Source organism: Niastella sp., from assembly GCF_045805085.1.
GTDB lineage: Bacteria > Bacteroidota > Bacteroidia > Chitinophagales > Chitinophagaceae > Niastella.
Map to the genome: position 1 here is coordinate 1 of NZ_JBJMLX010000106.1, position 22,853 is coordinate 22,853.

The following is a 22,853-nucleotide window of genomic DNA, read 5'->3' on the forward strand; positions in this document are numbered from 1 at the left end:
CCAAGGAACCAGTTTTCATCGGCCTTTACCATGGTGTCGAGCATTTTATCGGCCTGCTGACCAAACTTCCTGATGTTGCCAATGGTTTCGGTAAACTGTTTGGCGTGCTTATCTTTTTTATCGCCCTCAATGTTTTCCAACTGATCTAACAGGCGCAGCATGGGGTCCAGCTCTCGTTTCTTACGCTCCTTTACAATTTGCGTGGCCACTTTCCAGATGTCTTTTTCCGCCGAGAAATATTCCTTTCGTTCACCTGGGATCAAAATTTTGCTTACCAGTCCCCAGTCTATCAGGTCACGGATATTCATATTCACATTACCACGGCTGATGCTGAGTTGCTCCATGATATCGTCCTGGCTCAATGGGTCAGGACTAATCATCAACAGCGCATGTATTTGCGCCATGGTGCGGTTAATGCCCCAGTGTGAACCGAATGCTCCCCAGGAAGCAATGAATTGTTTTTGTGCGTCTGCCAGTTTCATATTTACTCCCCAAAGATAAGGTGCATTTCTGAATTTTCAAAACTTATTGAAAATAAGATGCCCTGGATAATCGAAATTATCTTGGCGGGCAGTCGAGCCTTTTGTCTAAACGTTCCCTAGTATTTTTCCAGGGGCGTACTATCAGGGCCAGGTATCCGCCGCCGTTTTGCATTTTGTTTTTACTAAATACGTTGGCCCAGTTGTGGATACCTAATAACAACGGCCCTAGTTTCACCGCACCGCCTACCCACAGTTTTTCTTTGGTATTGAATTGTATGGGCAGGAAAAATCCCAATCGCCGGGTTTCCCAACGGGGAGTAATGGTTAACATATTCAATTCTGTTAGCCGCCATTGGCTGCCGCTCAGTGACGACAGATTAAGCGAAGCATTGCCGTTTATATACCAGGCGCCGCTGATAAAGTGATCAACGTTCAGCACCAGGCGTGTGGGGTTTATAACATGGAACATCCCCGTAGGTTGTTGAATGTTTTTGACAATGCCGGGCAGGTCATCGTTAAAGTCCTGCAGTTTGTGGATGTTATCAAACCTGATGTCTATCACTGTGTCGGTGACATTGGGCTGAAAGCCGCTGACCTTTCGGCTGTTGATGCCATATTTGAATTGATTGAACCCTACATCGAGCAACGACAACCCGATCTTCCAGTCATAGTCGTAATACGTGTCATCGTCCCATACAGTAGTGATCTGTTGCGATTTAACCAGGTATTCAACACCCAGGTCAAAGGAGAAACCGGTCTGGGCATTGCTTAAAAAATCGCGCAGGTTCTGGTTTGTGCTTCTTCCTTTTTTCCAGCCATCGTAATTGCCGGAGTAGCCATACTCGGCATAAACATCCTGCAAGGTATAATCGCTGATATTATTGTGCATGGTTGGGGTGCCGCTGCCATTCAGGATATTGATGTAGGCGTCGCTGATACCGCGGGATACTTTTGCGGTAATGCCGGCGTTCAGGCGCGAGTCGGCATTGTCCCACATGGTTTGCGCCCAGGTAAAATAGAATTCCAGCCAGGCGCTGTGCGTGAGATCGCCAAACAGTTTGCGGTTGTAATTGCCGAGGTCGAAAAAATCGCGGGTGCTTGTAAGCGTGTCTATATAATTTACGCGTCCGGTGCTTGCCTGTGCATAGCTGCGCAGGTTCAGTCCAAAGCCAATAACCTGTTTGCGGTTGATGGCAATGCGCGTATTGAGCAGGTTTACATTAAGGTCGTCATAGGCATACCGCCTGAAATCGCCCTCCCTGATACTGTACTGCGACTTGCCGGGATCGCTGAACAGCGACCAGTTGTGAATAATAATGCTGTTGGTGGCAATCTTTTTCTGTACCCCTAAAATGGAAACATCCCATTTGTAAGGAGTATTTACAATGGAGGCGGGGTTATTGCCAATGCCCAGGCTGCCTGCATAATTACTGCCCTGAAGCGCATAGTAATCCTGCGAGTAACCATTTGTGTGAATCAGAAGTAACCATAGAGCGTGCAATAACCATTTTTTGTTAAAATGGTTTACCATGAGTTTGTCGAATTAGGAACGCTACAAACTTTGGAAAGGGCTTGACCAGTTTTATGAGTACGTTGGATAGGATTGAACTTCCGAAGAAGCTTTGTAACAAGCGACCAGCCTGCAGGCGCCGGCCAAAGTATTTTTCCCACTGCTCGGTGTATTGAATTTCCATTTCATACCGGTTAATTCGTCCCTGTAAAAACGAATTGATCTCTTCAAAGGCAAGTTTGCTGCTGTGCAGCGCCATGCTCATGCCATTGCCGCATAGTGGCGCAATAAGGCCGGCAGTGTCGCCAATCATCAAAACATGGTTTTCAACTTGTGTTTTTTTATTGAATGAGATCCGGGAAATGGTTAACGGCTCTTCGTATAACATTTCGGCGTTGGAAAATATTTTCTCAAGAAAAGGATTCTTCATGAGAATATCCTTTTCCATACTGCTAATATCGTTCCTACATTTACGCAGGTTGGCTGCTGTAGTTAAATAACAAAGGCAATATTTGTTTTCCTCAATTTGGGAAATTCCACAATATCCGTTCTCGAAATTGTGGAGGGCTATGAGGTCGGCAGGGTGGTGGGTGCGAATGTGGTATTTTACCGCAATATAGTGGTTGAGTTTATTGGGTTTTACTTTAGTGAACTGGCGTTTCCATTTAATATCCAGGTTGCCGCGTTTACCATAGGCGCCGGCCACTACGGTTGCTTCTGAATCGCCTTTATTGGTGAACAGGAGAAAGCTATTATTGCGGTAAACAATATTCACCACTTTGGTTTCTTCCAGCAGAATAACGCCTTCCTGGCGGGCGATATCGGCCAGTAATTTATCGATGGAATACCGGCTGATGCCAAACCCGCCTAACGGCAGGGTTGATTCAATATAATTTCCATTGGGCGTAGTAATAAGCAGGCGGTTGATAATGGGCAGCTGCATATCGCTCAACGGCAGCCCAAGGTCCTGCAAAAAATTCCAGCTTTCGAGGCTGATATATTCACCACAAACTTTGTGAAAGGGGTATTTCTCTCTTTCGAACAATACGGTCTTATAACCGGCACGCGCGCTTTGAATGGCCAGGGCAAGTCCGGCCAGTCCACCACCCACGATGGCGATATCATATTTGGGTTGAAGGCTCACGTTATAGGTTAATCACACTTGTTTTTTGATACGATCAGCCAGCGAAAGGCCCATTTCCATTCTATAGAAAAATCACTGATGCCGGCTATGCTGAAAAACTGTATCCATTCATCTTTGGTAAAACCGCGGGCTACGGATAAAGGTGCATCGTGTTTAACGAGGTAGCTTTTCGAGAACAGGTTCGTCAGAATTTTAATGGAATAGTAAGCTGCCTTGTGCCGGTGCAGGTCGTTTATAAAAAAACCTATCCGGGCATTGGTTTTCATCCATTGTAATTGTTTTACCATTTCCCGGTCGGAGAAATGATGACAGAACAGGGAGGAAAAAATTATATCCGGTGGTGTTTCCAGTTCAACGTCTTTATAGTCGGAGGAGATCAACTGAATATTGCTGAGTAACCGTTTGGCCGCCACTTCAATACAATGCGGGTTGATGTCAATGCCAATAAAAGCAACGGGAATACTTCTTTTGTCGCACCATTTTTTTATGGCTACCAGGTTATCGCCGCCGCCACAGCCGATCTCACAGATAGTAATGGGTTCCCTGGTTCTCATCAATGCCGCCACGCCATTGATGGTTATAGCATGCCCGCCCAGCCAGGTGTTGATGAAATTCAACTCCCGCATATTCCGTTTTATATCTTCAAAAGGAATATCCGGACGGTCGAGCAATTCGGATTGATATGATCTGTGGCGAAAATTCACGTTTGTAATATATGACTTTCTGCCTGACCCGCGAAACCCCCTGTACAAACCGGTTGAAATATTAGCAATTCGTTGAGGCTACAAATGTTTCCATAGTGAGGCCGGGCCCAAAAGCCGCGCAAAAAATGTGTTCTTTTCTGTTGTGGTTGCGCACGAGGGCAGGCGCCATTTTTTTGAGTACGAAGAAAATGGTGGCGGACGACATATTCCCGTATTGCTGCATTACATCATACGATGCCTGCAGTTCGTTTGTTTGAAACGACAGGGTTTTGTGAACGGTTTCCAGGATCTTTTTTCCGCCGGGGTGTATGCACCAGTGCGAAATATCCTGTCTGGATAACCCGTTTTTGGCCAGCGCCCTGTTGGTAAGCTGGGCGAAATCTTCCTCAAGCAGGTCTGGAATATAATTGCTGAGCGTCATCAGAAAGCCGGTAGACGATACTTCCCAGGCCATGTCTTTTTTGCCTTTGGGGATCACTTCTGAATAAAAACCATCGAGGTGCAGGCCCTTCAGCGGATGCTCATCGGCTGTAACTACCGCAGCGGCGCTGCCATCGGCAAATAACAGGCTCGATGCAATGTTATCCATCGTTGGCTCCCGTTGAAAATGTAACGTGCACAGCTCCGTGCACACGATCAGCACCTTTGCCTGTTTATCGGCCTGGCAAATAGCATCGGCGGTTTTCAAAGCGTGAACGCCGGCATAGCAACCCATAAAGTTGATGGAAGAACGTGCGGTGTTACGCGGCAGATCGAGCAATTCCATCACTTGCAGGTCGAGGCCGGGGGCGCTGAGACCGGTACAGCTAACGGTGATCAAATGCGTGATCTCAGATTCTGATAATTTACCATCGATACAATCGCGGATAGCGTTCACCGATAATTGCGGCGCATATTTATGATACCAGGTCATGCGCAACTCAAGTGATGGAAATGGCTCCAGGTTTTCGGTATGCGGATAGAATTTCCATTCCGGGCAGGGCCGGCTGTAATCGGGGACCACAGAATAACGGGTATCAATATGGCTTTGATGATACAGAAAACGTAACCGGCGTTTGTCGGCTTCAGTAAACGAATAAATAAGCTGCATGAATTGCAGAATATCTTCCTGCTTGTGCCGGAATGCGGGCACAGCGGTACCGATGGCAATTATTTTACTCAAAATCCCCTCCAGATTAATAAGGTAAGGAATGCAAGGTTGGTACAGATGGATGCCAGCATATTCATCCGCATGGTATTGGCAAAATTTGCATTGCCAACATCTTTCCACACCAAACCTGCCCACCTGAAAAAATATACGAGAATTGGTAGCATCACAGTTGCTAAGACGATAAATTTATTTTGTTCATTATGGGAGAAGAACGACATCGCCAGCACACTCATGGCCAGGGTGTATACCAGTGCCACAAATATAAAAGTGCCGCGGTAGCCTAATAAAGCGCTGATGGTAATTACGCCGTCTTTTTTATCGGCTTCGTGCTGGTAAATTTGGGTGAGGGGATAAAAGCCACCGATCAGTAAACTGGCCGCCACCATATCTGCCGGTGGCACTGTTATCGTTTTGTCAATGCTGCTTCCGTGATAAACCATAAAATACGTTACGGCGCCCTGAAATATTATTACCGTTACATAGCCCGCCACCGGATGTTTTTTAAGCCTGATGCCCCGGTAGCTGTACGCCCTTGAGGCGGCTATATAGGTTATTATGGAAATAGTAAACCAGTAACTGATAAAAAGACTTAATATGATGGCCAGTGCGTCCATAATAACACTTACATAAAATAACTGGCGCGTTGGTTGTTTGGGGTTCCTGATCCCGCCAATAGGCGTTTCATCGCGATCCATATACGAGTTGTAACCGTTGCTGGATGGATATACCAGGAAATGAAGAATGAAAAATATCAATACCGCATGTGATGTATTAATAACGGGAACCTGACTTACAGCAAACAGGTATACCGGTAACAGGAAAAATGAAAAATGAAACCTGAGTAGTTGAATGGTAGATGACTGTAACATAAAAGAGTCCGCCCCGGTTAAACCGGAACGGACTCTTTAAAGATAGGAAGAACAATGTGAAAACTGGCAAATGAAATACACAGCTGTCAGCGGCTGTGAATAATACAAGCTCACGCGAAGCACTCACGTGAGCTGTGTTTCATTTTCACATTTTCATATTTGCTAATTTTCCCATTAACTCGGAGTTGCCGTTTTCTGCTGGTATTTGCTCTCTATTATTATCTTAATTTGGCAGCCATGAAAAGGCTATTCATTACTTCCATGTTGTTGTTGGGAGCTATCCTGGGTCAGGCGCAGATCAAACCCTTTCGTTTTATTCATATTAGTGATACCCACATCGGCTCGCCCAATGGTTCGGCAGAAGAAGACCTGCGGCATACGATACAGGATATTAACCAGTTGAACGATGTGGCCTTTGTGATCATCACCGGCGATATTACCGAACTGGGCACAGATGCGCAGCTGGCGAAGGCCAAACAAATACTGGACAGTTTAAAACCGAAATACTACATTATTCCGGGTAACCATGATGCGGGGTGGAGTGAAAGCGGCGGCGATCATTACACCAGCACGTTCGGGTACGATAAATTTAAATTCGACTACAATGGCATCCGGTTTATCGGGTGCGCTTCGGGTCCATATGTGCGCATGAGCGATGGCCATGTGCCCCGCAATGCCATTGTGTGGCTGGATAGTGTGCTGGCTAAAACGCCCAACAATCAACCCATCATATTTTGCAATCACTATCCCATCGATAATTCCCTCGATAACTGGTACGAGATTACCGACCGGTTAAGAAAATACAATACGCTGATGATCATGTGCGGCCATGGCCATAACAACCATGCCCTGAATTTTGAAGGTATTCCCGGAGTTATGGGCCGGTCGAACCTGCGGGCCAAAGCGCCATTGGGCGGATATAACCTGGTGGATGTAACACCTGATTCCATTGTATATACGGAGCGCCGTCCGGGTGGCGAGCCACTACAGCCCTGGACAAAAGTACTACTGCACAAGGTTGATACAGTTGGTCACTATGAACGTCCATCTTATGCCATCAATAAGCAATATGCGCAGGTAAAACCGAAATGGGTATTTGCCTCCGATGCCAATGTGATCTCAACACCGGCAGTGGCTAACAATTTGGTAATATTCGGTAATCAGAATGGCGTGGTAACGGCACTGGTGCAACAAACCGGTAAAAAGAAATGGAGCTATAAAACCAATGGCGCTATCTTTTCATCACCTGCTGTAAGTGCAGGCAAAGTAGTATTAGGTTCAGGTGATGGCTATGTGTATTGTTTGAATACCTTAACCGGTCAACTGGTTTGGAAGTATAAAACAGCAGCTTCGGTATTGGGTTCGCCGGTGATTGTAAAGGACACGGTTTTTATTGGCCGAAGCGATCACAATTTCATGGCCCTGAACCTGAAGAACGGTTCGCCTTTCTGGAAGTTTGCAGGTTTACAGGGACCCGTTGTAAGCACACCGCTGATCTATGGCAATAACGTGATCTTTGGCGCCTGGGATAAGAATCTGTATGCTGTGAACAGAAACAGTGGACAACTGGCCTGGCAATGGGATCCCGGTTTTACGGTGGTTAATTTCTCACCTGCTGCCTGTATTCCCGTAGCGCACGACAGCGTGGTGTATGTAGTTTGTCCAAACCGCACGCTGTATGCCATCGATGCAGTATCGGGCGCTACCTTATGGAAGAACAGTGAAACCCGCGTACGGGAATCGATAGGGATCTCGGCCGATGGAAAGTATGTGTATGGAAAAACCATGCAGGATACCGTAGCGGCCTATGCAACCAGTCGCACAGAGCAACACCCGGCCTGGGTAATGAATGCCGGTTTTGGTTATGAACACGTGCCCAGCATGCTGATTGAAAAAGAGGGACAGGTTTTCTTTGGTACGCGCAATGGCGTGGTATATGCGATCGATCCGGCTACGCAAAAAACTATCTGGGCGCATAAGATCGATAACTCCATGGTGAATACCGTTCGCGTGTTAAGCAAGAAGGAGTTGGTTGTTTCTACTATGGATGGGAAGGTTGCGTTACTGGGGGTTTACTAGTTGACAGGTTAACGAGGTGGAAGAAGGTTGGGTGGAATAATGTAAGAGGTTGACCAGTTAACTAGTTGACCAGTTGACGAGTTGACAACTAACCACTCAACAATCGCCGCGTCGCGGTGTATATGCTTTCTGCTTTCAGCCTGTATTCACTTACAGCAGTTTTCCCACTGCCTTTCATTTCTGCCGTCTGCCGTTTGCCGGCTGCCAGGATATCATCTTAATATAACGAAAGCCTCACTTTACCAGTGAGACTTTTGTATAACTTACAACACTTTCACCAACATCTTCAGCGATGCGGCATATTCAGCTGCAAAATTACCACCGCGATCGGGGTAGCCTTTTAATTTATCAAATGCCTCGTCAAGCATGCCATGCGCTTTATGCGCGTCTGTGCTGTCGTAATATACTTTTGTCCAGTCATCAGCAGCCTTGAATTTCTTCATGCCTATACCGCCGCTGTAGAACTTGATAGGGCAAAGCAATTTTTCAATATTAAAATAGGGGATCCTGTTGCCGGAGATATTGGCGAAATAACCGGAATAATAATCGATCACCTGCTTAAGCCGGGCTTTAATAGCCTCATCGCTTTCAGGCTGCGTGGGCTTTGTTCGCCATTTGTTCAATGCCGGATCAAACAGATCAGGCACGCTATCGTTGGTTCGTAGTTTTTGAAGAATGTAATTAACAAACAGCGTGTCCTGATTTTTGCCAATGGGATTTTGCAGCCGCAGACTGTCGTGCCAGTAATGCCTGATCGTAAACAGGGATTTGTCCTGCTCAACGAGATATTTGTATTGAAGCAGGATCTGCTTATTGTCGTTAATATACCACTGGCCGGTTGACTCTTCTATCTTGCCATCATCAATGGTCACAATGCCTTTGGGTTGAAAGTTAAAGGCAGTCAGTTCTAAACTTTTGTTTAAAGGCGCCATTACCGAATCCCGGTATTCATAGAGCGCATCACTATTGCCGCTTACGATCTTTGCTGAATTGGTTACTCGTATCAGCATCCAGTTGCCCATCAGGGAATCTTTGGTAAAGGGGAGTCCTTCTTTTTCGTTATAGAATTGGCAGGAGGATAAGCTTATAACAACGAGCAACAGGGAAAATACAGGCCTCATGGGTTTAGGTAGTTGGGTTGAAGTAAAAGTAAATAAAAGGATGTTATGTTACAAGTTGACCAGTTGATCAGTTGACGAGTTAACAAGTTGACGAGTTAACAAGTTGATAAGTTAACAAGTTGATAAGTTAACAAGTTAACGAGGTAGAAGGTGATTAGGAGAAATAAAGTTGGAAGTTGATAGCGTTGATAGGGTTGATGGAGTTGATAAAGGGTTGACGAGTTAACAAGTTGAATAATTAGGGCGAGGTTGTATTTCTCTCCTCCACATTCGGCCGCCGAAGGGGCCGGGGGCCTGCTGAAAAGTTAACAGGTTGGATTATATCGCGAGGCCAAAATTGCCGATTGCCGATTGCCGATTGCCGATTGCCGATTGCCGATTGCCGATTGCCGATTGCCGATTGCCGATTCACGACTGCCGCGTCGCGGCCCTTTGCCCTTTGCCTTCTACCCTTTGCCGATTCACGAAAAGCTCCATAAAAAAGCAAAGGCCCCACTTTACCAGCAGGGCCTTTTTTATAACTAGTTGCATTGTTCTTAAACGAGCATCCGTAATGGCTCTTCCAACAACCCTTGCAGCGTTTGCAGGAAGGCGGCGCCGGTAGCTCCGTCAACCACGCGGTGGTCGCAGGTTAAGGTAACTTTCATGATGTTACCAACAACGATCTGACCATTCTTCACTACAGGAACCTGGTTAATGGCGCCTACAGCGAGGATACAAGAGTCTGGTGGGTTAATGATGGCAGTGAACTCTTCAATACCAAACATCCCCAGGTTGCTGATGGTGAAGGTGCTGCCTTCCCAATCTGAAGGTTGCAGTTTTTTATCTTTTGCTTTCTTCGCGAATTCTTTTACCTCAGCGCCAATTTGTGATAATGATTTCAGATCGGCAAAACGTACAACAGGAACCAGTAAGCCTTCTTCAACTGCTACCGCTACACCGATGTTCACATGATGGTTAACGCGGATCTTATCGCCCATCCAGCTGCTGTTCACTTTGGGGTGTTGTTTCAAAGCAATAGCGCAGGCTTTTAACACCATGTCGTTGAACGAGATCTTAACCGGAGCAATTTCATTTATTTTGGCTCTGCTTTCTACCGCTTTGTCCATGTTTATTTCCATGGTGAGGTAGAATTCAGGAGCAGAGAATTTGCTTTCAGCCAAACGTTTGGCAATTACTTTACGCATTTGCGAAACCGGTACATCTTCAAAGCTTACCTGACCAGCAACGGCAGGGGCAGTAGTTTTACCAGGTTGCGCAGCAGTTTGAGCGGCTTGTCCGCCACCTGCAGCAGGCGTATAATTGTCAATATCTCTTTTAATGATACGACCGCCATCGCCGGAACCGGCAACTTTGGAAATATCGATGCCTTTATCGGCGGCTAATTTTTTAGCTAGGGGAGAAGCGATCACTCTGCCATTGCTGTCAGCAGCGGCCACAGCAGCAGTTTCAGTGGCTGCGCTGGCAGTTGGGGTAGTTTGAGCAGCAGCCTGTGGCTGGCTTTGTGCAGCGGCGCCTGAAGTAGTAGCACCACCTTTGGCGGCAGCCACGATCTTGTCAACATCCACTTTCTTTTCATCGCCAATAATGCACAACAGGGCGTTAACAGGAACTTTATCGCCTTTTTGCGCACCGATATATAATAATTTACCTTCTTTATAGCTTTCCAGCTCCATTGTAGCCTTATCGGTTTCCACATCAGCCAGCAGGTCGCCTTTTTTAACGTTGTCGCCAACTTTTTTATGCCAGGCGGCAATTACGCCTTCTGTCATGGTATCGCTTAAGCGAGGCATCAGGATCACTTCCTGCATATTGGCCAGGTCGAGTGTAGCGCCACCGGAAGCGGCAGGTTGAGCGGCTGGTTGTTCGGCTTTGGCTGGCTCAGGAGCTGCCGTTTTTTCAGGAGCGGCAGAAGCAGCGGCTTTTTGACCACCACCACCAATCAGCGAGCTGATATCTTCACCGGGGTTACCGATAATGGCCAGCAGATCATTTACCTGTAGTTTTCCCCCTTTTTCAGTACCAATGTGAAGCAGGGTGCCATCTTTATAACTTTCCAGTTCCATGGTGGCCTTATCGGTTTCCACCTCAGCCAGTAAGTCGCCTTTCTTTACTTTGTCGCCTACCTTTTTATGCCAGGCCGCTATCACGCCTTCTGTCATGGTATCGCTCAGGCGGGGCATTAAGATCACTTCAGCCATAAATTCTTATTTGATATTCTGATTTTTTCGATTTGAGTGCCCGAAATTACAGCAAAATGGTCAATTGGAAAACTCTAAAGGTTACCGGTTGCCAGTTACCAGTTTACGGTTTGCCCGTATTTGTTCGCCGCCTGCGGTCTTCAGCTGATTGAAACGGCAGCATGCCATCTTTTGCAAATACGCTGAATTCATTACCACGGCTGATTTCCCGGCAACCGGAACCGGGAAACCGGTGATTAATCAAACCCTAATTTCAGCTTGCTCCTCAACTCATTCACCAGCGGGTATTGCTCTATAATTTTAATGTATTGTTCTTTGGTTGAAAGGGGCCGCTCCGTGGGTTCAAAAGCTACCGGGTTATCGGTAACCACAATCGTGAACAGCAAGGTGCGGTTATTGAACTTTTGCTGCATGTATTCCGATAATTCGCGGCGTTCGCCCTCGATGAATTTCTGCTCCAGGTTATTGTTGGTAGCAATTTCAAACGAGTTCTCGCTGGTAATAACCAGCTGCGCCATATCGAACGACTGGGCGGCCGGGTTCTTGTTATCTTTTAATTTTTGGGAGAAATCGGCCCAGTGTTGCTGCAATAGCTCGATCGTAAGGGGTATTACCGGGTTGGTGGCGCCTGCCTGTTTGCCGGCAAATTTCTGCCTGATGGATTCCAACGTCCCCAGTTTGGGCGTTGCGGCCCCTCCCTTGCCCCCCCCGGTTTGGGGGGGAATGTTTGCTTGAGTTGCTGTTCCATTGCTGGAGTGCATAGAGTTAATATAATTCAACTCTTCCTCATCCGGACTAAGATACCCAACCGAAGGTTCTTCTATAATTAGTTTTGCTTCATCAGTGGGTTGGCGATAAACTGTCGGTTCTACCTTTTTTACGGGAATCTCAGTTTTTGGGGCCGTAGTCTGTCCCTCGCCCGCCGAAGCTTTAGCGGAGGCGGGTGCCTTTTTATCTTCTACCATCCCCAGCTTACGAAAAGCTACGGACTGGGTTCCCTCAGCTACTTTTTTTTTAGAAATGCCATCTCCGCTGGCAGCCAGTTCAAGCGCCTGTTGCAGGTAGGTAAGTTTTATAATGGCCAGTTCGGTGTGCAGTCGTTTGTTACGTGCGCCCTTGAAATTGATCTCGGCTTCATTCAAAATATTCAGGGCGCTGATGAGATAAGCAACCGGGGTTTTTTGCCCGGTGGCAATGTATTTATCTTTAAAACTTTCTACTACCTGCAGCAGACCCGCTACTTTTTCGTCTTTACATACCAGCAGGTTGCGAATAAATTCAGCAAACCCGTTCAGTACCATGTCGCCTTCAAAACCCTTGCGGTCAATATCGTCATATAATAACATGGCGCCGGCCAGGTCCTGGTTCTGCATACAGTCTATTAGTTTAAAATAGTAGTCTGCATCCAGAATGTTCAGGTGCTCCAGGGTATTTTGATAAGTAACGGTACCGCTGGTAAAGCTTACAATTTTATCGAGGATACTGAGTGCATCGCGCATACAGCCTTCGCTTTTGCGGGCAATGATCTGTAAGGCCGGCTTCTCGGCATTGATGGCTTCTTTTTTACAAATGCTTTCCAGGTGTTCTACCGTATCGTTATTGGTGATGCGTTTGAAATCGAAGATCTGGCATCGGCTGAGGATGGTGGGTAGGATCTTATGCTTTTCTGTAGTGGCCAAAATGAAGATGGCATAGGAAGGCGGTTCTTCCAGCGTTTTCAAAAAGGCGTTAAAAGCCGAAGAGCTAAGCATGTGCACCTCGTCAATGACATATACTTTATGTTTACCCGGTTCGGGCGCGAATCTTACTTTTTCTACCAGGGAACGAATGTCTTCCACCGAGTTGTTACTGGCAGCATCCAATTCAAAAACATTCAGTGAAGTGCCTTCATTAAAGGACATACACGATGGGCATTCATTGCAAGCTTCCCCCTCTGCAGAAGGCTTTTCGCAATTGATGGTTTTAGCCAGAATACGGGCACAGGTTGTTTTGCCCACCCCACGCGGACCACAAAACAAAAAGGCATGCGCCAGGTGATGATTCTTGATCGCATTTTGCAGGGTGGTGGTAATATGCGCTTGTCCAACAACCGTGTCAAAGGTTTGCGGACGATATTTCCGGGCTGAAACAATGAATTTATCCATGATATGTCGCAAATGTAAGGAATAAGCCAATCCCGGCAATGCCGGAACAAGTTGTGCAAATTAGCAAATTTGAAAATGTGCTAACAATCTGAATATCTGTTGTTTGTGTCTTTAAAACAGGCTTATCCACATTGAACGGAAAGTTGGTTTTATGTATGTCGCAAACTGCGGTTCCAGCCTCAACTTCCGTTGTGTCACTCACTTGTACGTTCTGATCGCTATTCACCTTTTGCCTTCGACCGCCAATGCCTTGGCGTAGGCGGTCATCGACCGCCGTCCGCGTGCCGCCGAAGCTTTGGCGGAGGCGCAAGCCTCGGGGCAAAGTGGCCTTCGATTGTAGTCCGCGTGTCGCCGAAGCTTAGCGGAGGTGATCCACTGCTGTTTCCCTTCCATTTCAGCCTTATGCGGTTTACCAACCACTTCTATGCTACCTCTCATCCTAGGGTCATCCTAAGGTTATCCTAAGGTCATCTTAAGGTTATCTTAGGGTTTTTTCCCTGGGATAAACTTAGCATCACCTTAAGAATACCTTAAGAAGACCTTAAGGTCAGGGGTCTTACATAATACATCAATAGGTAGTCAAATCCAGATCCTGTGGGTTGATCTGAAGAATTTTTAAAAAAATTGGAGTACTTGTTTGGAAACTTAACAGTGTTAAGTATATTTGTATCGTTAATTAAAGCATTATGGGTATAACAGAGAGGAAAGAGAAACAAAAACTGGAGATCAGGAAAATGATCCTCGATGCTTCCATGAAATTATTCATGGAGCAGGGGTTCGAAAATGTGTCTATCAGAAAAATTGCTGACCTTATAGAATACAGTCCTACAACGGTTTATCTTTATTTTAAAGACAAGAACGAGATCCTGTTCAACCTGCACGAAATGGGTTTTCAAAAAATGGCTGAATATAATGCCGACCTGTGGACAATAAAAAATCCGCTCATTCGTCTGGCCAAAATGGGTGAGTATTACATCCGGTTTGGACTGGAAAACCCTGCCTTTTATGAGTTGATGTTCATATTAAAGGCCCCTATGGAAGCTTTGGAAGCGCTCGATGCAAATTGTGAATGGAAAAGTGGCGATCTGGCCCTGGGAAAACTAAAGGAAACCATTAAAGAATGCATGGATAAAGGCCTTATCGAAAAAGGGGATGTAGATGCAGTAGCTATGTCGATCTGGAGTATGGTGCATGGCATGGTAGCCCTGGCTATCAGGGACCGGTTCGATAAGCTGGTGCCGAAGGATCAAATGGTTGCAATGATGCAAAGAGGATTAACCTGGCAATTGAATTCGCTGGAAATTTCTGATAATAAAACCTAACGGTTTTTTTTTACTCCATTACTTAACACCGTTAAGATTATTTACATAATAAAATAAAACAGATCGACTTATGAAAAGAAGTCTATCAATCCCGATCATGATCGGGGTTGCAGGGGCGCTTTTTGCTCAGGCGGCCGCTGCGCAAACCACCATCCTGGATACTTATATTAAAAAGGGGCTTGAAACCAATCTGGCCCTGCACCAGAGATCATTCGACCTGCAAAGAGCCGAAGTGGACCTCAAAAGGGCAAAAACCCTGTTCTATCCACAGGCCAGCTTGAACTCGCAATATACCCTGGCTTCGGGCGGGCGTACGCAGGATATTCCCATTGGCGACCTGTTGAACAATGTGTACTCTACGCTGAACCAGTTAACCGGCGCCAGCAAGTTTCCGCAGGTGCAGAACCAGAAGATCACGTTCCTGCCAAACGACTTTCACGACACCCGCCTGGAAGTATCGATGCCACTGGTGAATACAGATCTCTATTATAACAAAGCCATTAAGCAGGAGCTGATCCATACCCAACAGATAGATATAGAGATCTACAAACGCGAACTGGTTCAACATATAAAGGAAGCGTACTATCAATACCTGCAGGCAGGCAAAGCGGTAGACATTTATAATAATGCGCTGAAGCTGGCCAGTGAAAATTTACGCGTGAGCGAAAAATTTGTGCAGAACAATGTAGGCACCAGGGAATCGGTAATGCGGGCAAAAGCCCAGGTAAGCCAGGTAAAAGCATCGCTGATTACCGCTACCAATCAACAGTTGAATGCCGCTGCTTATTTTAATTGTTTGTTGAATGACAACCTGGAGGCGCCTGTTACGGCCGATACCACTTTGCTTGAAAGAACAAATACAACCGTGCCTGCCACGCTTGAAGTACCTACTAATCGCGAAGAGCTGACCAAAATACAAAGCGCGCAAAAAGTAGTTGGTACCAGCATGAAGATGAACCGCAATTACCTGGTACCAAAACTCAATGCATTCTATAATGTCGGTTTTCAGGGTTTTGGTTTCCGGTTCAATAGCGATCAGTTTTATCAGTTAGGCGGTTTGCAGTTCAAGTGGGACCTGTTTAAAGCGAATGATAATAAATACAAGATCCAACAATCCCAGCTTGACCTGGATGCGCTCGGCAACCAGTATAAAGATGTACAACAGCAACTGTCATTACAGGTGCGCACCTCCCTGAATAATTACCGCTCGGCTATACAAACACTGGAAGCATTGAATGATGAAGTGCAAAGTGCAACAGAAACCTATCGCTTTGCTGAAAGAAGATTCCGCGAAGGCCAGGCCCTGCAAATAGAATTGATCGATGCCCGCACACAATTAACCAGTGCTCAATTAAATTATTCATTAGCCCAGCTGGCAGCATTAACCCGCGCCGCCGAACTGGAACGCGCTACCGCTTCGTATAAATTTTAAGGATGGTGAATGGTCAATGGCCAATGGTCAATGGATTCCCGACGGCGCAGAGTCAGTGATTAATCTCAAAATTCGCGAGCTATTCACCATTCACCATTCATCATAATCAAACTGAAGTTACTAATAATCAAAATAATTCTCATGAAACGCATATTCCTCCCCCTTACCTTTTTATTGATCGCTGCCACTGCGGTTGTATTAACAAGCTGCAAAGGCAATGCAAAAGCAGCCGATGTGGTTGATGAAGCCATTGCAGTAAAAGTGCAACCTGTTACAACTACTCAATATGCACCGGTGCTGAAATATTCAGGCAGCATGGCTTCTACAGCTGAAGCGCGGTTGTCGTTCAAAATAGGCGGCATTATTTCAAAGATCTATGTAAAGGAAGGCGATCATGTGGCTAAGGGACAACTGCTTGCCACGCTCGATCTGACCGAGATAAATGCCCAGGTACAACAGGCGGCGCAGGGTGTTGAAAAAGTACAGCGCGATGTAACAAGGGTCAGGAATTTATATAACGATACCGTAGCTACGTTGGAACAGGTGCAGAATGCCGGTACGCAGTTAACGGTTGCAGAAGAAAGCTTACGCATTGCCCGGTTCAACCAACAGTACGCGCAAATACGTGCTACCGAAAGCGGAACCATTCTCAAAAAATTAATGAATGAAGGTGAACTGGCCAGTTCAGGTTCACCGGTGTTTCAATTCAATGGAACCGCCGGGAACGATTGGGTGATCCGTTTTGGGGTATCGGATAAAGACTGGGCGGTGCTGAAAAAAGGAGAGAAGGCTTCTGTAGAAATAGACGCCTATCCCAACAAAACATTTACCGGCATCATCACGGAGATAGCACAGGGCGCCGATGTATCGAGCGGTACCTATGAAATAGAAGTAAAAGTATTACCCGGTAACGCCCGCTTTGCCGCCGGTTTATTCTCCACGGTAAAATTGCAACCAGCCGGTGAACAAACAGTTACCATGGTGCCGGTGGAAGCATTGACCGAAGCAACTGATAAAACCGGTTATGTATACACCATAAATGCCGATGGTAAAACCGTTACTAAAAACAAAGTGACCATTGCCTTCCTGGAAAACAACAAGGCGGCCATTATAAGCGGTCTTGACAGTGCGCGCGAAGTAGTAACAGAAGGCGTAGGTTACCTCACAGATAAATCATTCGTGAAAGTGATAAAATAGCAAGTATGAAAAAGAATACTACCATCAGTGATGAAATGATGTCCGTGCTGACCCAATGGTACGAACAAACTATCAGAAAATATCAACTCATTTTTTCGGTTCCCGCGTAATAAAAATCGTTACAAATTCAAATCAGGCTGTTATGAAAATAACTGACTTCTCAGTAAAAAATTATCAGTTCACACTCATTGTGTTTGTGATGCTGATTGCTATAGGCGTTAATTCGCTGTTGAATATGCCCCGGGGAGAAGACCCCGATTTTCAGGCGCCCACCTTTAGTTTGGTGGTGGTGTATCCTGGTACCAGTCCGAAAGACATGGAAGAACTGGTGGTTGACCCCATTGAAAAAAGAATGAACGAGCTGGATGACATCAAACGTATTATCAGCCGTATCGATGATGGCCTGGCCGTAATACAGGTGGAGTTTAAATATGAAAGCGATCCCGATAAAAAGTACCAGGATGTGGTAAGAGAAGTAGATGCGTTGAAAACCCAACTGCCACGGGATGTGACCGATATCAATATTTTAAAGTTCAGTCCTGCCGATGTAAACATTCTGCAAATAGCCCTCATGAGCGAAACCACGCCCTATAAAGATCTGGAAGAATGGAGCAAGACCTTAAAAGAACGGCTGGAAAAAATTAAAACTTTAAAGAACGTTGATAACTGGGCATTTCCCCAGCAACAGGTTCGCGTATCGTTGCAGCTTGAAAAACTGGCGCAGTATGGTATTCCGCTCAATAAAGTGCTGGGCGCTATTCAAAGCGAAAATGTGAACATTCCCGGTGGCAGTATTGAAATGGGGGAGAAGAAGTTCAACATAAAAACCAGTGGCGATTATAAAAGCGTAGAAGAAATAAAGAATACGATTGTCAGCAACGTAAATGGCAAACTGGTTTATGTAAAAGATATAGCCGAGGTTAATTTTAATTATGAAGAACAAACCTATATAGGCCGCCTGAATGGCAAACGTGGTGTATTTGTAACCGCCAGCCGTAAAATGGGTACCAACATCTTTGATGTAGAGAAGCAAATAAAACCTGTGCTGGAAAAATTCCAGAAAGAGTTACCCAAAAGCATTGCCTTCGATCAAAGCTTTGATAATGCAAAAAGCGTTCATACCCGGTTAGGCGGCTTTACTCGCGACTTCGCCATTGCCATCTTCCTGGTGTTATTAACGTTGTTGCCATTAGGGGTACGCGCCTCTATTGTAGTAATGATCTCCATTCCCTTGTCGCTGGCTATTGGTTTGTTTTTGCTGGATATGTTTGGCATAACCATAAACCAGTTGAGTATTGTAGGTATGGTGGTAGCATTGGGGCTGCTGGTTGATGATAGTATTGTGGTAGTTGAAAATATAGAGCGCTATTTGCGTATGGGCTATAGCAGGCGGGAGGCAGCCATGGCGGCTACCAAACAAATAGGCCTGGCGGTAATTGGTTGTACGGTTACGTTGATCTTTGCTTTTTTACCGCTGATGTTCCTGCCCGAGGGTGCAGGAGATTTTATCCGCAGTTTACCCGCGGCTGTAGTAACCACCGTGCTGGCTTCGTTGTTTGTGTCACTTACAATCGTGCCGTTCCTCTCGAGCCGTATCTTAAGCAGTCATGAAAACCCCGAAGGCAACCTGTTCATGCGGGGATTGAAAAAGTTCATTGGTGGGTCGTATCGCCGGTTATTACACAGCGCTATTACCCGTCCTGTTACTACGTTATTGATAGCACTGGCGATCTTTGCAGGATCGCTGGCCCTGGTGCCTGTTGTAGGGTTTAGTGTATTCCCTGCTTCAGAAAAACCAATGTTCTTAATAAATATTGAAACCCCATTAGGCACCAGTTTACAGGCGACCGACCAGGTAGCGCGGTACGTGGAAAAAGAGATCAACAGTATCCCTGACCTGAAGAATTACGCCACCAATGTAGGCCGCGGTAACCCACGTATTTATTACAATGTGATCCCGCAAAACGAAGTAAGCAACTATGCGCAATTGTTTGTTCAGTTGAAAGAAACACCGCCTGCGGAAAAAAGAAAACTGATCGATCAGCTGCGGATAAAATTCAGGCACTATCCCAATGCGAAAATCGAGGTAAAGGATTTTGAACAGGGCCCGCCGGTGGAAGCACCGATAGCCATCCGCCTGTTTAGCGAAGACCTGGATACTTTGCGCAGCCTGGCCTTTAAGGTAGAAGCTATGCTGAAGAAAACACCCGGCACCATTTACGTGAACAATGAGCTGACCACCCTGAAAACCGATCTGCAGGTAAAAGTGAATAAAGAGAAAGCCGGGTTGTTAGGCGTGCCCATCAATGATATTGACCGTACCATTCGCATGGCGGTAGCAGGATTGAACATTGGTACTTTCAGAAAAGAAAACGGGGATGAATACAATATCACGGTTACCCTGCCCCGCGGCGAACGCCAAACCTTTGATGCGTTCAGCAAAATATATGTCACCAGTGTAAAAGGCGCTTCTATTCCGTTGAACCAACTGGCCGATATTCGTTTCGAAACTTCGCCCGTTACCATTAAACACTACGATAAGGACCGCTATACCGTAGCCACTGCATTTGTACAAAGCGGTTTTAATACCGGTAAATTAACCGAGGGGATCATCAGGCAGCTTGACGCCATGCATTTTCCGCCCAATTCGCATTATGTAGCAGCCGGTGAAGTAGAAGCCAGTCAGGAAAGCTTTGGCGGATTAGGCACTATTGTATTGATAACTGTATTCGGAATATTGGGAACCCTGATCCTGGAGTTTAAAACATTCCGCGGCACGTTGATCGTATTGTCTGTAATACCTTTGGGAATTATCGGCGCCGTGTTGATGTTATTGGCTACGGGCAATACCTTCTCTTTTGTTGCGGTGATCGGGTTGATAGCGTTGATCGGGATTGAAGTGAAGAACTCTATTTTGCTGGTTGATTATACCGATCAGTTGCGTAAACAGGGAATGAGTCTCGACAAAGCCATACAGGAAGCCGGTGAAACAAGGTTTGTGCCCATTATTCTTACCACCTTAACGGCCATTGGTGGATTGCTGCCGCTGGTAATGGAAAATAATCCATTATATTCACCGCTGGCATTGGTTATCATTGGGGGGTTGATAAGCTCAACCTTGTTGACAAGAATAGTTACACCGGTATTATATAAATTGTTAGCACCTAAGATCGATGGGCAATAGTTAGAATAAAGGACATTAAGCTTGGATTTAAAATAAATTGAACATTATACTATGAACATTCACACAATCTTTGGCGCCGGAGGCGCTGTGGCCGATCAGTTATTACCGGTTTTATTGAATAAACAGGAAAAAGTACGGGTAGTGTCCAGGACTGCCAAAACAGTACCTGGGGTGGAAAGCGTAGCGGCAGATGCTACCAATTATGAACAAACTTTACAGGCAATAAAAGGATCGTCCGTTGTTTATTTACTGATAGGGTTGCCCTACGATTTGCGCATATGGCGTGCACAATGGCCGGTGATCATGACGAATGTGATAAATGCCTGTAAAGAAACCGGGGCGCGATTACTATTCTTCGATAACGTATATATGTACGGGAAGGTCAATGGCTGGATGACGGAAGAAACGCCTTTCAATCCCTGTAGTAAGAAAGGGAAAGTAAGAGCGGCAATTGCCAAACAGTTGTTACAGGAAACGAAAGCCGGCAACCTGCAGGCCTTGATTGCCCGCTGTGCAGATTTTTATGGTCCTATCGGGTTTAAGACCAGTGTGCCGAACCTGCTCGTGGTGCAGAATCTGTTAAAGGGAAAGAAGGCCCAGTGGTTGGCCAGCGCCGATCAACCACACTCCATAACTTATGTGCCCGATGCGGCAAAAGCATTGTACCTGTTGGCAAACAGACCCGAGGCATTTGGCCAAACCTGGCATTTGCCCACGGCCAGTGAACCGATCACCGGTCGGCAGTTTGTACAACAAACAGCGGCTGCCATGCACAAACCAGATGGCATTTCTGTAATCTCAAATTGGATGTTGTCATTAGCCGGTTTGTTTGACCGGACATTGAAAGAATTAAAAGAAATGAATTACCAGAACGAAAGCCCCTATTTATTTAACTCCGATAAGTTCAATAAAGCGTTTGGATTTACGCCCACGTCGTATTCGGATGGCATTAAGGAAACCGTGAACTGGGCCACTAAACAATAATAAATGTCGAATATTGAATGTCGAATGTTGGAGTGTTTATCCTTCAGCATTCGATTTTCAATGTTAACTAATATGCGGGTGTGGTTTGAACTCTCTTGTTCTATCAAACAAATATCTGTAAGTAGTCAGCACGCGGCTGCGGAAGGTATCGCCTAAGCTGGCAGCAACATTCAGCATTTTAGGATTGAAATCGCCAATCCATTGCATTTCATATTCGGTATATGGTGTTTGCCATTGAATCACCTTACCCGATTCAACGATCATATACGCATCGATCCCCTTCCCCTGAAATTCAGGCACAATGCCAAATACCAGCCCGGTACATTTCTTACAGGGTTTGGTTTTTTTGATCCACAGGAATTTCAACTTATGGTACCAGCTGAATTGCCCGTTCAGGTATTTAAACCATTGGTTCAGATCGGGCAGATTAATGAACATGGCGATCGGCGTTTCTTTATGATAGGTGAACCAGATGATGCGTTCATCCATCACCGGTTTCATTTTTTTGAACATCAGGATCACCTGTTCTTTCCTCATCTCCTTTAACCCACCATGGCCGGCCCAGGCTTTATTATATACATAAGCAAAATCGGCGGCGAATTTCTCAATCTTCTTTTTATCGATGGGAATGCACCGGTAATCAGCGGTTGCATAATGGTCGTGCCGTTCGTGCAGTTTATCGCTGAGTTTTTTCTTGGGATCCAGGCCAATGCAGATCTGGTTGAAGAATGGGCGGAATCCATAGGTTTCGAAAAGCTTTTTGTAATACGGCGGATTATAGTTCATACAATACAGCGGTTCCTGAAAGCCTTCGGTAACCAATCCCCACCACCGGTCGCGTTCGCCGAAGTTAATGGGCCCGTCCATGGCTTCAATGCCCCGTTGCAACAACCAGTGTTTGGCCACATCAAAAAGCATGTCGGCGGCAAACTGGTCGTTTATACAATCGAAAAAGCCAATACCGCCCACAGGAAACTCATCGCCTTTGTTTTTGTACTTTTTGTTTACAAAAGCGGCAATGCGGCCAATGCCTTGACCCTCATTGTCATATAAAACCCAGCGGGTACATTCGCCATGGCGGAAAGCCTTGTTTTTTTCGCGGTTAAAGACTTCTTCCACATCCTTATCGAGCGGACGGATGTAATTAGGGTTGGACTGGTTTAGTTCAACATTGACCCTGATGAAATCTTTGGCTGCTGTGGCTGTAGTAACTTCAGTTAATTGCATGTTTGGATATAAGGATATCGCATAGTCCATATTCAAAGTACAAATAAAGCGAAAAAGCGGTAATGAAGAAAATGGCATGCCAGATTGGGCGCCAGTTGAGGGT

Annotated in this window: 16 protein-coding genes; 6 read left to right on the forward strand and 10 right to left on the reverse strand. The window is 45.9% G+C overall.

Features of this window, described 5'->3' with window-relative positions; all coding sequences use genetic code 11:
- The 6 genes from ACJ751_RS05070 to ACJ751_RS05095 form a co-directional block, all read right to left on the reverse strand.
- Positions 1 to 482: GbsR/MarR family transcriptional regulator (locus tag ACJ751_RS05070; protein WP_407744288.1), on the reverse strand; the 482-nt coding region annotated here is incomplete at its 3' end.
- A gap of 76 nt (positions 483 to 558) precedes the next feature.
- Positions 559 to 2,013: a hypothetical protein gene (locus ACJ751_RS05075; RefSeq protein ID WP_407744289.1), complete on the reverse strand. Its 1,455-nt coding sequence runs from the start codon at positions 2,011 to 2,013 to the stop codon at positions 559 to 561.
- Positions 1,997 to 3,136 (reverse strand): NAD(P)/FAD-dependent oxidoreductase, encoded by a 1,140-nt coding sequence (locus tag ACJ751_RS05080; protein WP_407744290.1) that lies wholly within the window; start codon positions 3,134 to 3,136, stop codon positions 1,997 to 1,999. Before ACJ751_RS05080 ends, ACJ751_RS05075 begins: the two co-directional genes overlap by 17 nt.
- Before the next feature lie 8 nt (positions 3,137 to 3,144).
- Entirely contained in the window at positions 3,145 to 3,840 is a 696-nt protein-coding gene (locus tag ACJ751_RS05085; RefSeq protein WP_407744291.1) for a methyltransferase domain-containing protein, read from the reverse strand.
- Positions 3,841 to 3,901: 61 nt separating this feature from the next.
- Positions 3,902 to 5,002, reverse strand: a complete 1,101-nt coding sequence (locus tag ACJ751_RS05090; protein WP_407744292.1) for a type III polyketide synthase — start codon at positions 5,000 to 5,002, stop codon at positions 3,902 to 3,904.
- A complete protein-coding gene (locus ACJ751_RS05095; protein ID WP_407744293.1) occupies positions 4,999 to 5,859 on the reverse strand; it encodes a UbiA family prenyltransferase in 861 nt (286 codons plus the stop codon). The genes ACJ751_RS05090 and ACJ751_RS05095 overlap by 4 nt, the downstream gene beginning before the upstream one ends.
- Positions 5,860 to 6,096: 237 nt before the next feature.
- Between ACJ751_RS05095 and ACJ751_RS05100 the strand changes: the two genes are divergently transcribed.
- On the forward strand, positions 6,097 to 7,938 hold the full coding sequence (locus tag ACJ751_RS05100) for a PQQ-binding-like beta-propeller repeat protein (protein WP_407744294.1): 1,842 nt from the start codon (positions 6,097 to 6,099) through the stop codon (positions 7,936 to 7,938).
- 263 nt (positions 7,939 to 8,201) lie between these two features.
- On the opposite strand, the gene ACJ751_RS05105 is transcribed toward ACJ751_RS05100, so the two are convergent.
- The 3 genes from ACJ751_RS05105 to ACJ751_RS05115 form a co-directional block, all read right to left on the reverse strand.
- Positions 8,202 to 9,059, reverse strand: a complete 858-nt coding sequence (locus tag ACJ751_RS05105; RefSeq protein WP_407744295.1) for a hypothetical protein — start codon at positions 9,057 to 9,059, stop codon at positions 8,202 to 8,204.
- Positions 9,060 to 9,595: 536 nt separating this feature from the next.
- Positions 9,596 to 11,260 (reverse strand): pyruvate dehydrogenase complex dihydrolipoamide acetyltransferase, encoded by a 1,665-nt coding sequence (locus ACJ751_RS05110; RefSeq protein ID WP_407744296.1) that lies wholly within the window; start codon positions 11,258 to 11,260, stop codon positions 9,596 to 9,598.
- 236 nt (positions 11,261 to 11,496) lie between these two features.
- Entirely contained in the window at positions 11,497 to 13,404 is a 1,908-nt protein-coding gene (locus ACJ751_RS05115) for a DNA polymerase III subunit gamma/tau (protein ID WP_407744297.1), read from the reverse strand.
- A 686-nt stretch (positions 13,405 to 14,090) separates the two neighbouring features.
- Here ACJ751_RS05115 and ACJ751_RS05120 point away from each other — a divergent pair.
- The 5 genes from ACJ751_RS05120 to ACJ751_RS05140 all read left to right on the forward strand — a co-directional run bounded on the left by ACJ751_RS05120 (position 14,091) and on the right by ACJ751_RS05140 (position 21,523).
- Entirely contained in the window at positions 14,091 to 14,726 is a 636-nt protein-coding gene (locus ACJ751_RS05120) for a TetR/AcrR family transcriptional regulator (protein ID WP_407744298.1), read from the forward strand.
- A gap of 70 nt (positions 14,727 to 14,796) precedes the next feature.
- Complete coding sequence (locus tag ACJ751_RS05125; protein ID WP_407744299.1) at positions 14,797 to 16,158, forward strand: TolC family protein; 1,362 nt, start codon at positions 14,797 to 14,799, stop codon at positions 16,156 to 16,158.
- 141 nt (positions 16,159 to 16,299) lie between these two features.
- On the forward strand, positions 16,300 to 17,355 hold the full coding sequence (locus tag ACJ751_RS05130) for an efflux RND transporter periplasmic adaptor subunit (protein ID WP_407744300.1): 1,056 nt from the start codon (positions 16,300 to 16,302) through the stop codon (positions 17,353 to 17,355).
- A 142-nt stretch (positions 17,356 to 17,497) separates the two neighbouring features.
- Positions 17,498 to 20,539 (forward strand): efflux RND transporter permease subunit, encoded by a 3,042-nt coding sequence (locus ACJ751_RS05135; protein ID WP_407744301.1) that lies wholly within the window; start codon positions 17,498 to 17,500, stop codon positions 20,537 to 20,539.
- A gap of 51 nt (positions 20,540 to 20,590) precedes the next feature.
- The gene (locus ACJ751_RS05140; protein ID WP_407744302.1) at positions 20,591 to 21,523 is read left to right on the forward strand and encodes an NAD-dependent epimerase/dehydratase family protein; all 933 of its coding nucleotides are present in this window, start codon (positions 20,591 to 20,593) and stop codon (positions 21,521 to 21,523) included.
- 63 nt (positions 21,524 to 21,586) lie between these two features.
- Here ACJ751_RS05140 and ACJ751_RS05145 read toward each other — a convergent pair whose 3' ends face one another.
- On the reverse strand, positions 21,587 to 22,750 hold the full coding sequence (locus ACJ751_RS05145) for a hypothetical protein (protein WP_407744303.1): 1,164 nt from the start codon (positions 22,748 to 22,750) through the stop codon (positions 21,587 to 21,589).
- Positions 22,751 to 22,853 lie beyond the last annotated feature (103 nt).